This is a genomic window from Paraburkholderia fungorum (assembly GCF_046027605.1).
Taxonomy (GTDB): Bacteria; Pseudomonadota; Gammaproteobacteria; order Burkholderiales; family Burkholderiaceae; genus Paraburkholderia; species Paraburkholderia fungorum_F.
The window spans coordinates 467,138-481,325 of sequence record NZ_JAQQEF010000002.1 but is presented as its reverse complement, the minus strand read 5'-3'; the positions used below and the strand labels follow the sequence as shown (position 1 = coordinate 481,325).

Annotated in this window: 13 protein-coding genes; 8 read left to right on the top strand and 5 right to left on the bottom strand. The window is 60.1% G+C overall.

Annotated elements, in window-relative coordinates:
* Positions 1-157: 157 nt before the first annotated feature.
* The 3 genes from PQR53_RS05480 to PQR53_RS05470 are packed head-to-tail and all read right to left on the bottom strand — an operon-like array spanning position 158 to position 2,926.
* Entirely contained in the window at positions 158-1,084 is a 927-nt protein-coding gene (locus PQR53_RS05480; RefSeq protein WP_408451564.1) for a polysaccharide deacetylase family protein, read from the bottom strand.
* Positions 1,085-1,098: 14 nt separating this feature from the next.
* Complete coding sequence (locus PQR53_RS05475) at positions 1,099-1,593, bottom strand: ureidoglycolate lyase (protein WP_408451563.1); 495 nt, start codon at positions 1,591-1,593, stop codon at positions 1,099-1,101.
* Between the two features lies 1 nt (position 1,594).
* Positions 1,595-2,926 (bottom strand): MFS transporter, encoded by a 1,332-nt coding sequence (locus tag PQR53_RS05470; protein ID WP_408451562.1) that lies wholly within the window; start codon positions 2,924-2,926, stop codon positions 1,595-1,597.
* A gap of 137 nt (positions 2,927-3,063) precedes the next feature.
* Here PQR53_RS05470 and PQR53_RS05465 point away from each other — a divergent pair, with 137 nt between their 5' ends.
* A complete protein-coding gene (locus PQR53_RS05465; RefSeq protein ID WP_408451561.1) occupies positions 3,064-3,963 on the top strand; it encodes a LysR family transcriptional regulator in 900 nt (299 codons plus the stop codon).
* A 96-nt stretch (positions 3,964-4,059) separates the two neighbouring features.
* On the opposite strand, the gene PQR53_RS05460 is transcribed toward PQR53_RS05465, so the two are convergent.
* A complete protein-coding gene (locus PQR53_RS05460) occupies positions 4,060-4,662 on the bottom strand; it encodes an ANTAR domain-containing response regulator (RefSeq protein WP_408451560.1) in 603 nt (200 codons plus the stop codon).
* Positions 4,659-5,846: a transporter substrate-binding domain-containing protein gene (locus tag PQR53_RS05455; protein WP_408451559.1), complete on the bottom strand. Its 1,188-nt coding sequence runs from the start codon at positions 5,844-5,846 to the stop codon at positions 4,659-4,661. Before PQR53_RS05455 ends, PQR53_RS05460 begins: the two co-directional genes overlap by 4 nt.
* A gap of 400 nt (positions 5,847-6,246) precedes the next feature.
* On the opposite strand from PQR53_RS05455, the gene PQR53_RS05450 reads away from it, so the two are divergent.
* From PQR53_RS05450 to PQR53_RS05420, 7 genes are all read left to right on the top strand, one after another.
* Positions 6,247-7,494, top strand: a complete 1,248-nt coding sequence (locus PQR53_RS05450) for an urea ABC transporter substrate-binding protein (RefSeq protein WP_408451558.1) — start codon at positions 6,247-6,249, stop codon at positions 7,492-7,494.
* A 73-nt stretch (positions 7,495-7,567) separates the two neighbouring features.
* The gene (gene urtB, locus PQR53_RS05445) at positions 7,568-9,190 is read left to right on the top strand and encodes an urea ABC transporter permease subunit UrtB (protein ID WP_408451557.1); all 1,623 of its coding nucleotides are present in this window, start codon (positions 7,568-7,570) and stop codon (positions 9,188-9,190) included.
* Positions 9,191-9,228: 38 nt separating this feature from the next.
* Entirely contained in the window at positions 9,229-10,323 is a 1,095-nt protein-coding gene (gene urtC / locus PQR53_RS05440) for an urea ABC transporter permease subunit UrtC (RefSeq protein WP_408451556.1), read from the top strand.
* Complete coding sequence (urtD, locus tag PQR53_RS05435; RefSeq protein WP_408451555.1) at positions 10,320-11,075, top strand: urea ABC transporter ATP-binding protein UrtD; 756 nt, start codon at positions 10,320-10,322, stop codon at positions 11,073-11,075. Before urtC ends, urtD begins: the two co-directional genes overlap by 4 nt.
* A gap of 2 nt (positions 11,076-11,077) precedes the next feature.
* Positions 11,078-11,782, top strand: a complete 705-nt coding sequence (gene urtE, locus PQR53_RS05430; protein ID WP_408451554.1) for an urea ABC transporter ATP-binding subunit UrtE — start codon at positions 11,078-11,080, stop codon at positions 11,780-11,782.
* A 61-nt stretch (positions 11,783-11,843) separates the two neighbouring features.
* Entirely contained in the window at positions 11,844-12,839 is a 996-nt protein-coding gene (locus PQR53_RS05425) for an acetamidase/formamidase family protein (protein ID WP_408451553.1), read from the top strand.
* 12 nt (positions 12,840-12,851) lie between these two features.
* On the top strand, positions 12,852-13,622 hold the full coding sequence (locus PQR53_RS05420) for an SDR family NAD(P)-dependent oxidoreductase (RefSeq protein WP_408451552.1): 771 nt from the start codon (positions 12,852-12,854) through the stop codon (positions 13,620-13,622).
* The last annotated feature ends 566 nt before the right edge of the window (positions 13,623-14,188 follow it).

Below are 14,188 nucleotides of genomic sequence, written 5' to 3'. Positions count from 1 at the left end.
TCGTTCCCGCCGTGCAATGACCGAAAGCGCATGGCGCGCTGCATCGAGTGAATCGTCTACGCCCGTTTGAACTCACCGGGAAATCTCGACGACTGAATAGGCATCTGTTGCTATTTTCATTCCGGTATCGCCAATAGTTGGCCACGCTGCACTTTCTTCAACTCCGCGCTGCCGCGCTGAAAGGATGTTCCTGCAACCAGTGATTCGCGATATCGATGCGGCGGCACATCCACACATCCTCCCGCCGCGCGAGGCTGTCGAGCAGACGCTCGAGTCCCGCGGCACGGCCAGGATGGCCGATCAAACGCATGTGCAGCCCGATCGACATCATCTTCGGCGCTTGAGCGCCTTCGCGGCACAGCATCTCGACCGCGTCGTTGACGAAGGTGTAAAAGTCGTCCCCGGTTGCCATCGCGCCGCGCGCGAATTTGACGTCGTTATTTGTCAAGCTATACGGGATCACCAGATGCGGCTGCTGTTGCACCGTCGTCCAGTACGGGAGCTCGTCGTTATACGCGTCAGAATCGTAGATGAATCCGCCGTGCTCAACCAGCAACCTGCGAGTATGAACGGTCGGCGCATAACGGCAATACCAACCCGCTGGCGGCCGTCCCGTGGAGTGTGTAATGGACTCGAAGGCGCGCCTGATTTCCTCTGCTTCCTGCTCTTCAGTGAGAGCTTGCGCCCTCACCCAGCGCCGGCCGTGACTGCACACGTCCATGTCGCCATCGCGGATTACCTGCGCGAATTCCGGATTGCGCTCCAGCGCCTGCGCGCAGGCGAACGCGGTGGCGGGCAAACGGCGCTCCTCCAGCAGGCGCAGCACGCGCCAGATACCCACCCGGCTGCCATACTCGAACATCGACTCGGCAGCGAGATCGCGGCCTTCGAAGCCGCCCGCCCCGCCTTCCGCCAGACCACTTTCAGAGTGGTCGTCGCCATCAGGGAAGGACGCTTCCGCACCTTCCTCATAGTTGATGACTATATTGACTGCGAGTCGGGCGTTGTTGGGCCACCGGGGGTTGGGCGGCCGGCGTCCATAGCCGGTGAAGTTCCGTTCCAGGTGAGCGTATTTGTCGTCCATTGCGTACTCCCGCTCTATAGCGCGACCCTAACAGGCTCGGCCAGTTTCGTTACGACGGTGTCATCGCCGCGGCCGCTGTCTGCCATAATCACCGCTACCTCGTTGACGTCGTCGAGCGACGTAAATGCGAAGTGCCAGACCGAGCGTCGATAGCACACGCCCTGGCCGCCGTCACTGGTAAAAGCGCAGAGCGTGGCAAGGTCGGGAAGGCCGTCTTCGCCGGGTAGTGCAACCGCGATCAGGTATGGAACCTCGCGCATCGGAATGAAGGTCTGCTGCGAGTGCGGATGGCACTCCATCGTATCGATTGTGATTGAACGGGTACGGCTCGGCTGCAAGCGGTTAATCCACAAACGTGGCGTAGTGCCGGCGTCGAGTCCGGCAAACGGCATTGAAAAATCGCGCCGTCGCTGTTCAGTCTTGTTCTCGAGAACTTCGCCGTATATTTCGAACGCGTTCGCGCTCAACGGTTTTACATCGATGGTCGGTGCTGCGCCTGCCGTCGTCATATCAAACTGCCTTCCCTAAAGCACGTCGCGATGTAGTGAACATCGGTGTGCGACTAAAGACTACCGTTAGCACGGTTCCCAAGACTAAAAAACCCGCGAAAATCCACGCCGGGAGAGCGAATCCGCCGCTGACCTGACGACTCCATCCCAGCAGACTCGGCGCGATCACACCAGACAGGTTAGCCAATGAATTAACGACACCAATTGCCACGGCTAACACGGTACCGGTCATCAATTCGGAAGGCAGTGTCCATAGCAGCGCGTTGGAAGCATAGACGCCCATCGCCGCGAAGCACAGAGCGATCATGGCGGCCCAGTGCACGGGCAACAGGAACGCGAGAGCAATGAAACCGAGCGCACCGACCAGCGTCGCCGTGGCCAGATGCGCGATGCGTTCGCGATGGGTATCGGAATGGCGCGCCCATGACACCATCGCAATCACGCCAGCAAGATATGGCACGGCGCTCAGAAAACCAACCGCCGTATTGCTATAGCCAAAGCTCTTGATGATCTGCGGCAAAAAGAACGCGATGCCAGTCGTACCAAATACGATGCAAAACAGCGTGCCGGCAAGCAGCAGGACAGCGCGGTTCGCGAAGGCCGCTGACAACGGATAGCGCGCCTCCGAGTCGAGTGCGCGACGCTCGCTCTCGAGCATGCGTTCCAACCTGTCTTTCTCGTCGGGGCTTAGCCAGGTCACATCCGCGGGATGATCGGCCAGCCACCATAGACAACCGATACCGAGTACTATCGCCGGAATGGCTTCCAGTAGAAACATCCATTGCCAGCCGCGCAGGCCAGACACGCCGTTCATGCCGTCAAGGATCAGCCCGGAAATTGGACCACCGATCAGGCCCGACAATGGGATAGCAACAATGAAAATGCCTGTGACTCGTCCCCGGTAACTCGCGGTGAACCATCGGCTCAGATAAACCACAATGCCCGGGAAGAAGCCTGCTTCTGCCATGCCAAGCAGGAAGCGTAGTACATAGAAGCTCTTCTCGCCCGATACGAACATCATGGCGCCGGAGACCAGCCCCCAGGTCACCAGGATGCGAGCGATCCATCTTCTTGGGCCGACCTTCGAGAGTGCGAAGTTGCTTGGCACCTCGAACAGAAAATAGCTGACAAAAAACGCGCTTGCTCCGATTCCGTATGCAACGCTCGACAGCCCGACGTCCGCGTTCATCTGCAGCGAGGCGAACGCGATGTTGACCCGATCGACGAACGCGACGAAATAAAGCAGCATCAGGAAAGGCAGGATTCTCCATGCCACCTTTGTCATGACCGCTTGTTCGACACCGGAAACGTTGGCGCTTGCGACAGTATTCATCGGGGTGTCTCGTTCTGAGGGGTTGTGCCGTCACGGCGCGCATCCGGTCTCCGGTATGCGATAACTGGCATTATCAAAAGCCGCATTACAATAATCAACTATTGAAAATTATTCACACCGTATAAGAAAAGGTTATTGTGAACACGAGACTGCTGGGTATCTTCAGGACCGTCATGACGTCGCAGACCACAGTCGGTGCTGGCCGCGTGCTCGGGATCTCGCAGCCGGCTGTCAGCACTGCGCTGGGCCAGCTCGAATCGGAACTTGGATTCCCGCTCTTTAATCGCGTGGGGAACCGGCTGATCCCGCGCGAGGAGGCGAAGCTGCTGTTTCGCGCGTCAGAAGCCATGTTCATGTATTCCGAGGCTCTCGACCAGACCGTCGAGGACATCAAGGAGAACCGCCTCGGACATGTGCGCGTGAGCGCCACGCCGCAGCTCGGTCACTCGATACTTCCGCAGGCAATTCAGCGTTTCATGATCGGCAAACCCGACGTAAAGGTGTTTTGCGACGTCGTCGATTCATTCAAGGTGATCGAAAGCGTTGAATCGCTGGCGGCCGATTTCGGCCTGGCGATGGCGCTCGAACCCGAGCTTGACCAGTCGCTGAAGATGGTGAAGATCGCGTCGATCGAGATGGTTTGCGTCGTGCCCCATGGACATCCGCTTGCGCGGCGCAAACGTGTCGTGCCGGCCGATCTCGAACCGTATCCGCTGATCGGTCTGTCGAGTCTGGCGCGCGTCAGCACGCTGATTGCCGCCGCATTCCGCGACAGCGGCGTGCCGTACCGCGTGGCTGTCGAGACACGCTATTCGGAGACCGTGTGCAGGCTGGTAGCCGCCGGCGCCGGTGTCGCGGTGGTCGACGCACTGTCGGCCGTCGCACATACCGGTCAGCAGCCGATTGTCGCGCTGCCGTTTCGGCCGAAGAACACGATTGACGCCTGGGCGATTTCTTCGAAAGACCGCCCTCTGACGCGACTTGCGGAAGAGTTGCTGGTTGAAACACGTGGTGCGATGAAGGCGCTTCGGCCATAGAGTCCGTTAGACAACGCTCCAAGATCCGGTGGGTCATAGCGGACCGCCTTCTGCAACACAGGCCAATTGCGCCTGCGTGACGCCACCGCGCCGAGGTTAGAAACTCAGGGTTTCGTGTGCCTTGACGATTTCGCCGGCCACCGTCTCTATCTGCTCGCGTTTGAGCATGGCCTTTGAGCGCAGCAGCTGATACGCATCTTCTTCAGACATGCCGCGCGAGTCCATTACGATCCGCGTGGCCTGCTGGATCACCCGAACCTTCGCCTGCTTCTGCTCGAGCCGCTCGATGTATCGCTCACGTGCGCGGGACGCCTTGAATTGCGTGAGCGCGACGGCGATGGCGGTCAATAACCCAAACGAGCGGACCGGCGACGGGATCGTAGCGAACGCATTCAACCGCAGCACCGCTTCGATGGTGATTGGATTTTCGTAGGTCACGACCGGAATCACCGGTGGCGACGTGCTTGTTCCGAGCCACGGATAATCGATTGACAGCGTCTCAGGACGCATCGCCATGACAACGAGGCCGGTATCGGAAGGCAGGCTGTCGAGGCGCGGCCAGCATACCTGCACGTCACAGCCGATGCGCTGAAGCTGCGCGAGCAACTCTTCGCCATCCTGATCATGCGGATGAATCACTACGACCTTTAGCGAACGCAGGTCACGCAGGATCGTCGGCGTCTGCGCTGTCCGCTTCATCGATCCGCTCCCGCGCGTGCGAGTTCAGGATGGGCGTGCGCGGTCCACTCTGGCGTGCTGTGAAAGACGACATACGGATCCGCCTTCACGCGTTCAGGCGCGCGTCCGATTATATCGAAACGGCAATGCGCGTCGACCCGGCCGATCAACGGATGCAGGTATGTGTGGTTGTTGTACTCGTCGATACGCACGCGGCCTTGCGGCGCGTCGAACTCGAGTCCGGGCAACACGCGCAGCAACAGCGTCGGGTCGTCGGAGCCGACGCGACGGATCGCATCCGCGAGCAGATGCATCTGGAAATAGGAGGCTTCCCAGCACATGTTAGTCGGCTGATCTTCGCCGAAGCGGGCCTGATAGCGGGCGACGGCGTCGTGGTTCGCGGCTGTATCCACGCTCTGGAAATACGCGGCCGACGTGATGTGTCCTTCTGCGAGGTCGTTTCCCATTACCGCGATTTCGGCTTCACTGGTCATGTGGCTGGCGATAGGCGTGCGGTACGGATCGAGCCCGACCTGCGCAAACGCACGGTACAGATGCGGAATACCTTCGCCGACTACCGTGGAGAAAATGAAGTCGGGCGCAAGTTGCTTGATCCGCTTTGCGACATCCAGATAACTCTCCCACGGCGCATCGAGCGACAGATAGGTTTCGCCCACCTTTTCTCCGCCGCGTTCGAAGATCAGATCGCTCATCACGCGATTCGACTCGTATGGGCACACATAGTCTGAACCGATCATGCTCACGCGTGAGCCGAAGTGCGTAAGCATGAAACCGGCGAGCGGAAGTGTGTTCTGATTGGGCGCCGCACCGGTGTAGATCACATTGCGGCTGTATTCGAAGCCTTCATACGGTGTCGCATAGAAGAGCAGCGCATTGTGCCGTTCGACAATCGGAATGACCGCCTTGCGCGTACTGGACATATAACAGCCGACGATGACCCGAACCCGGTGTTCGAGAATCAGTTGTTCAGCGAGCTCGGCATAACGCTGCGGCTGGCATTGCGGATCTAGACAGACGAGTTCGATCTCGCGGCCTGACACCCCACCCGCGCGATTGATCTCCTCTACCGCAAGCATGGCGGCTTGCAGTTGAGTGAGCTCCGCGGCTGAGGTTACGCCTGAGCGTGAATACAGGACGCCAATCCTGATTGGGTCCGAGGTACGGCCGGCATCAATACGAGTCATTCGTCAAAACCAATGGGTCACCAGGGAAGTGCGCTGTTTGTGCATGTGGCACGTGACTGGTGCGCATTCGCACTGTCTTTGTGCGGTACTCCAGGCAGTCAGCCGCGCAAACTGCTTATTTATAATGCCTTCCGCTTTGACGGGGACGCAACTAATCAATTTGCGTCCGCTTCACAAAAGGGTTTTGCGGAAAACGTCCCTGCCGAGCGCAAACCGCTGGCATGACCATTGCTTAGACAGACACGCTGACCCGCCGTGCAGAACGGCGACCACCAGCATCCATTTCGCTGTCCGAGACAAAGGCGTCTTGAGCAGCACCGGCCAAAAAAGCCCGAAACCAGCTTGTCTGGTTCCGGGCTTTTTGCGTTTGCGATTTCTAATCCATGTCGGAGTGAAGCAAATGAAAAGACGTACCTTCCTGTCGGCAGTCGGCTCCGGATTGGTGAGCGCTGCAGGCACTGCGCTACCAAAGGCTGCGTTTGCCGCGGGAGCCAGCGATCCGATCAAGCTCGGCTTGCTGTTTTCGCAATCGGGCACGATGGCCAACGGCGAGTCGCTGCTAAAAGATACGGCACTGATGACGATCGATCAGATCAACGCCAAGGGCGGCGTGCTCGGGCGCAAGCTTCAGGGAGTCGTCGTCGATCCGGCGTCGGATTGGCCCATGTATGCACAGCTCTCGAAACAACTGATCCTGCGCGACAAATGCGCGGCGCTGTTCGGCTGCTGGACGTCGGTGTCGCGCAAGTCGGTGTTGCCGGTTGTCGAGTCGCAGGACAGTCTGCTGTTTTATCCGCTTCACTTCGAAGGCGAAGAGCAGTCGAAGAACGTCGTCTATCTGAACTCGCCGCCGAGCAGCTCGGTGCTCCCGGCGATCGATTACCTGATGAGTGACCAGGGTGGCGGCGCCAGGCGCTTCTATATGATCGGCAGCGACTACGTCTGGCCGCGCACGATCAACAAGATGCTCAAGGGCTATCTGAAGACCAAGAACATTCCTGACTCGGCATGGCGTGAACACTACGTTCCATTCGGGCAGTCGAACTTCCAGACCATCGTGCGCGACATCAAGGACTTCGCCGCGCAACCGGGCGGCCAGGCCATCGTCGTGATGACCGTGGTCGGCGATTCGATTCCGGCGATGTTCAAGGAAGCGATCAATCAGGGCGTGCGCGCAACCGATATTCCGATTCTTGGTCTGGACGTGGTCGACAGCGATCTGGAAGGCCTCGATACGAAGCAACTGGTCGGCCATCTGAGCTGCTGGTGCTACTTCCAGAACGTCGATACGCCGCAGAACCGCCAGTTCAAGAGCGACTGGAAGAACTACGTCAGCGCCCATAACCTGAAGCATCGGCCGGACATGGTGATCGACCCTATGGTGTCGACCTACCTCGGCATCAATCTGTGGGCGCAGGCTGCCGCAAAAGCTCACTCCACCAGCACGGACGCGGTGCGCAAAGCGCTCGCGGGTCAGTCGATGGTCGATCCGGCGGGCTACACGGTGAAGATGGATGCTTCCTCGCAGTACTTGTGGCGTGGCGACATGATCGGCTCGATCAACGCGACTCAGGGCTTCGACATTTTGTGGAAGTCTAAAGACATCGAGAAGCCGGTGCCATTTAGCCCGTTCATCGGCAAAGCTTGATAGTCCCTGTCGCATAGTCAGGCAGTTGTGGGATCGGCATACACAAGCATGCCGGTCCTCCTAGCAGGATCGAATGGAAACACCCATGATCAACTTCAGGCAGATCTTTCGCGCGATCGCTTGTCTGGCGCTTGTTTGGGCCACTACCGCGAGCGCCGCGCCGGGCCGCGCTGCGATGCTCACATCGTTCTGCGCGACGAACGGCGATAAGGCCGCTGCACTAGAGCAACTTGTCGAAACCGGCGTGTCGGACGATACGCATGAGCGTGCGTGGGCGCGTCAGGTCGTCGATGCGATTCGTAACGGCGCGCTGGTGTGCGGCACAGACGGTCAGGTGACGCTGCGGGGAAATCCTGCGCTCGACGCCGCAACCCTCCAGCCACGCGCCAATGCGCCCGCGGATTCACCCTATGTGCCGAGCATCGTGATAATGCGCAAGCTCGCGGTGGTGTCGGCGGAAATGGACCTGTTCTCGCCGCAGCAGGACACCCGCGCGACGGCTGCGCGGCAAGTCGACAAATTCTTTGCATTGCTCGATCCCGCTGTCGTCGCCCATGCGCTCAAGGCCCAGCACGACCCGGATACCGCGACCATTCTCACGCTGGCGCTGGCTAAACGTGGGCTGAACAGCAATGTGAAGGCCGACCGCCTGGCTGCGATCAAGGCTGTGGCCGAGGTCCCAAGCGAAACCGCGCGCACCGCGCTGGCGAACTTCGCGGCGCAGGATTCCGTGCGCTCGGATCCGGACGTGCTGGCTGCAGTGCAGGGAGCGATTCGCAACATGGACACGTGGCTGTCGCTCGGCAAGGGCTTGTCGATTCTGTTTAGCGGCTTGAGCTATGCCGGCGTGTTGTTGCTGACGGCGCTCGGCCTGTCGATCGTGTTCGGCCTGATGGGCGTGATCAATCTCGCGCATGGCGAATTCATCATGATCGGCGCGTACTCCACGTATCTCGTCGAACGTTTCATGCAGGCGTATCTGCCGGGCTGGTTCGACACCTACATTTTCGTGGCGATTCCCGTGGCGTTCGTGATCTGCGCAGTGTGCGGCATGTTGCTCGAATTCTTCGTCATCCGGTTTCTGTATCGCCGGCCGCTCGAGACGCTGCTCGCTACCTGGGCGGTCAGCATCGCGTTGATCAAGCTGATTCAGGTGCTGTTCGGCTCGCAGAACGTCGAGTTCATCACACCCGGCTTTCTCAACGGCGGCATGCAGGTCGCACCCGGCTTTTTCGTGACCTACAACCGCGTGTTTGCCATCGTGCTCGCCGTGTTGATCTTCGTCGCGACCTTCGCCGTGGTTCGCTTCACGAAGCTTGGTTTGCTGATGCGGGCCACCACGCAGTTGCGCGACATGGCGCGCTGCCTCGGTGTACCCGCCGAGCGAGTCGATCGCATCGCGTTCGGACTTGGGGCAGGCCTCGCGGGCCTGGCCGGCGTGGTGTTGACGCAGATTGCCAGCGTCAATCCGTCGATGGGCACGGGCTTCGTCGTCGACTCGTTCATGGTGGTGGTGCTCGGCGGTGCAGGCAGTCTCGCGGGGACAGTCGTGTCGTCGCTCGCGCTCGGCGAAATCAACCAGTTTATCGAACCGTTCTACGGAGCGGTTGCCGCCAAGGTGGCCGTGCTTCTGCTCATTGTGCTGATTATCCAGAAGCGCCCGCAAGGACTCTTTGCATTGAAGACCCGCGTATGAATACGTTTCCCGATCCGTGTACCAGCAGGAGATTCACCTTGTCGGCGTTCGCAACGAAATGGATGGGCCAGTCCGTGGAGGTCGGCATCGTCCCGGTGCTGGTCCTGCTGGCGATCTATCTACCCTTTGCCTATTTTGTGATTCCGGAGTCGAATGCGCTGCATCTGTCGCTGTTCGGCATCAACCTGATCGGACAGATCATGTGCTTCGCGCTGCTCGCGCTGGCGCTCGATCTCGTGTGGGGTTATGCGGGCATCCTGAGCCTCGGGCACGGCATCTTCTTTGGCATAGGCGGCTATATGATGGCCATCTATCTGCTGAACGGCGCGTATGCCGACACGCATGTATTGCCGGACTTCCTGCAATACATGGGTGCGAGCGACTTTCCCGCGGTATGGAAAATGCTGTCGCGGCTGGATGTGACGATCGTCGCCACGATCGTCGTCACCGTGCTGGTGGCGGGCGCGTTCGGCTTCGTCACGTTCCGCTCGCGCATCAATGGCGTGTATCTGTCGATCATCACTCAGGCGCTCACTTATGCCCTGATGCTGCTGTTGTTCATCAACGACGTGGGCCTCGGCGGCAACAACGGCATGACCGGTTTCACGAGCCTCGCGGGCCGTAAGCTTGCCGCTACGTCCACGCAGATAGGCCTCGCGGTGTGTTCGTGCCTGCTGCTGGTGGTGGCCTATGTCGGCGTGCGCTTTCTCGCGCGCTCCAGTTTTGGCAGGGCCTTGATCGCGGTGCGCGACGACGAAGCGAGGATGCGCTTTCTCGGCTACCGCACGCATACGTTGAAGCTCTTCGCGTGGTGTCTGTCGGCGGTCCTCGCGGCGTTTGCCGGGATGCTGTACGTGCCGCAGGTCGGCATCGTCAACCCGACTATCGTTTCGCCGCAGCTGTCCGTCGAGATTGCCGTGTGGGTGGCCATCGGTGGGCGCGGCACCCTGATCGGTGCAATCGTCGGCGCTATCGTTGTCAACGGACTCAAGTTCTGGCTGACCGCGCAACTGCCGGCGCTGTGGCCGTTCATTCTTGCCGGCGTCACACTCGTGATCGTCGTCTATTTCAGCAATGGCCTGTGGGGTACGCTCATGGCCGCTGGCAGCGAAACCAAAGGGGGCGGCCAATGAACCAGCCACAACCGGCCACTGCCGTCTACATCAGCGGCCTGTCTGTCACGTTTTCCGGCTTCGCGGCAATCACGAACCTGTCGATGGAGTTTCGATACGGCGAGATTCGCGCCATCATCGGTCCGAACGGTGCGGGCAAGACGACCTTGATGGACGTCATCACGGGAAAGACCCGGCCGTCAGGCGGTGAGGTCTTTCTGAACAAGGTCACGAATCTGGCGACACTCGACGAAACGTCCATCGCGCGACTGGGCATCGGCCGCAAGTTCCAGAAGCCGAGCGTGTTCGAAGCGCTGCGGGTTCGCGAAAACCTCGAACTGGCGATTCGCAACGGTCGTGGCTACGCGGAGATGGTTCGCTCCCGCCTCGGCGCACAGCAGAACCGGCGCATTGACGAAGTGCTCGAGACGATCGGTCTCGAGAATGAAGGGCCCCGGATTGCTGGCACGCTGTCGCACGGTCAGAAGCAGTGGCTCGAAATCGGCATGCTGCTTGTCGCCGATCCGCAAGTGATCCTGCTCGACGAACCGGTAGCCGGCATGACCGACCACGAAACCGCACGCACCGCCGAACTGATCGAGCGGCTCAAGTCGCCCGAGCGGGCGGTGGTGGTGATCGAACACGACATGGATTTTGTCGGCAAGATCGCGGACCTCGTCAGCGTACTGCATGAAGGGCAGCTACTGGGCGAGGGATCGATGGAGAGCGTGCGCAACGATCCACGCGTGATTCAGGTTTATCTCGGACGATGAGCATGCTGAAGATTTCCGCACTAAATCAGTTTTACGGCAGCAGCCACACGTTGCGCGACGTGTCGCTGAATGTGGCCGAAGGCGCCTGCACGGTCGTGCTTGGCCGTAACGGCGTGGGCAAGACGACCTTGCTAAGGTGCCTTGTGGGGTTGCTGCCGGTCAAAGGCGGTGAAATCGAACTGGCGGGCCAGCCGCTGACGCGCACGCCGTCGCACCGGCGCGTGCTGGCGGGTCTCGGCTACGTACCGCAAGGACGCGAGATTTTTCCGCAACTCAGTGTCGAGGAAAACCTGCGCATCGGCGCCTACGCGGGCGAGCGCAATCAGACCACCAAGGGCAAGCAATTTTCCTTCGACGACGTCTTTCATACCTTTCCTGTGCTGAAGACGATGCGCCGGCGCATCGCGGGGAATCTGTCGGGCGGACAGCAGCAGCAGCTTGCGATTGGCCGGGCGCTTCTGACCAATCCAAAGCTGCTGATTCTCGACGAGCCGACCGAGGGCATTCAGCCGTCGATCGTGATGGAGATCGAGGCGGTGATCCGCTCGCTGAAAGGATCGCTGTCGATCCTGCTGGTAGAACAATTTTTCGATTTCGCGCAGGCGGTAGCCGACGACTATGTCGTGCTGGTGCGCGGCCAGGTCGTGTCAGCGGGGCCTGGGGACCAGATGGAAGCCAATAACGTCAGAGCGCTAATTTCAGTGTGATGCGGCGTCACCGGTACGCCCATCACGTCGACACAACCTACATTTGAACAGGAACACCGTAATGAACTGGCTCGAACAATCAATCATGCATACGCGCGGCGTCGCACGCGGCCAGGTTCGCGAAACGCATGAACTCAGCGAATCCCGACAGGGCACGTTTCACTACACCATCGGACCGTACTCGACGCCGGTGATGAACATCGCCCCGGGCGACCGGGTGGTGGTTGAGACACGCGATGCATTTGACGGCAAGATCCTCACGGAACAGGATCTGCCAAGTCAGAAGTTGCGGGTGCCGTTTCTGAATCCGCAAAGCGGCCCCATCATGATCGAAGGCGCGGAGAAAGGCGACGTGGTGGCGGTGTACATCGAATCGATGCTGCCGCGCGGCGACAATCCGCGCGGCACCTGCTGCCTGATTCCGCGCTTCGGCGCGCTGACCGGTACGGAATACACCGCAACACTCAATGAGCCGTTGCCCGAGATCACCCGCAAGATCGACGTGGACGAAGAAGGCGTCTACTGGAGCAAGCGCGTTACGCTGCCGTACAAGCCGCATATCGGCACGCTGAGCCTGTCGCCGGAAATCGACTCGATCAATTCGCTCACGCCGGACAGCCACGGCGGCAATATGGACGTGCCCGACATGGGCCCGGGCAGCATCACTTATCTGCCGGTCCGCTCCGAGGGTGCGCGGCTCTTTATCGGCGACGCACATGCCTGCCAGGGCGACGGCGAAGTGTGCGGCACCGCCGTCGAATACTCCAGCACGACCACGATCCACGTCGATCTGATCAAGGGCTGGCACATCGAATGGCCGCGCCTCGAAACCGATGAACTGCTGATGGCGATCGGCAGCGCGCGCCCGCTTGAGGACGCGACGCGCATCGCGTACCGCGAACTGGTGCTGTGGATGGAAAAGGAATACGGCTTCGACCGCTGGGATGCCTACATGATGCTCAGCCAGTGTGGCAAGGTGCGGCTGGGCAATTTTGTCGACCCGAAGTATTCGGTCGGCGCGGCGATCAGCAAGAAATATCTCGCACCGGCTAACTAGGGAGACGCCACGATGGATTTGAAACTCAAAGGTTTGAAGGCACTTGTCACCGGCGGCACCAAGGGTATCGGCCGCGCCATTGCGCAAACGCTGGCAGCCGAAGGCGCGGACGTCGCGCTTTGCGCCCGTGATAGTGCCACCGTGGAACAGACGGTGGCCGACATCGTGCAGGTCACGGGTGGCGCGGTCAAGGTGTGCGGCGCCTCGGTTGACGTTTCGAATGGTCCGGCGTTACAGGCCTGGACACGCGACGCCGCCGCGCAACTGGGCGGCATCGACATCGTCGTCGCCAATGTGAGCGCGCTGTCGATCGGCAACGATCTCGAATCGTGGCGCAAGGAATTCGAAACCGACTTGATGGGCACGGTCAACCTGGTCGACGCCGCGATGCCGTTTCTCGAAGCGAGCAAAGCCGCCTCGATCATCGCGATATCGAGCGTGTCCGGCCGTGAAATCGACTTTGCCGCCGGCCCTTACGGGACCTTCAAGGCGGCGCTGATCCACTACATGCAAGGCCTCGCGTACCACCTCGCGCCGAAGGGCATCCGAGCGAACGCCGTATCGCCGGGCAACGTCTATTTCGAAGGCGGTGTGTGGGATCACATCGAACATAACGATCCGAAGCTGTTCGCGGAAGCACTCGCGTTGAATCCCAGCGGACGCATGGCGCGCCCCCAGGAGATCGCGAACGCGGTCGCGTTCGTCGCGAGTCCGGCGGCGAGCTTCGTGAGCGGGGCGAATCTTGTAGTGGATGGCGCGCTCACGCGCGGGGTGCAACTCTAAGTGCCGAGGAGCTGCGTCACTCAGGTCGATTCGACAAAAAACCAGGCGACCAGCCGTTTCCTGGACGCAGCCTGATTGTCAACTCGCAAGGTTGGCCGGCGCCGGCCTTGCCAGTCCAACGGACGAAGAAATTCTGATGGCGTCGGTGCATCTGGCCGGCGCGCGCCGGCACCGGCAATCACCGCGTTTAATCACGTATTGCGGGACCGCCGTCCTGATATCTACTGAGACGGGCAGTCGATCGTAAGCGTTCACCCCTCCCTGCGCCTATACGCCCGTATAGGCGGGGTACGCTAACGCGGCATTGGCGTATCCAACCGTAGAGAAGATTCGCCCTCGGGCTCGATCTAATCTTCTCTCATCGCTACACGGATCCACATCCGCAGCAACTCACATGACGAGTACACGATCGTGCCGTGGCTTGGCAGGACTGTTTATCGCCGTACGGTCGACTTCTCCTCAGTATGTATGCAATAGCCGCACAGTCAGAATCTGTTTGATCGCTACCTTTGTTCAACTACTGTTTCACTCTCTCCTGAAGCGGGGCACGATCTTGAACGCTGAAC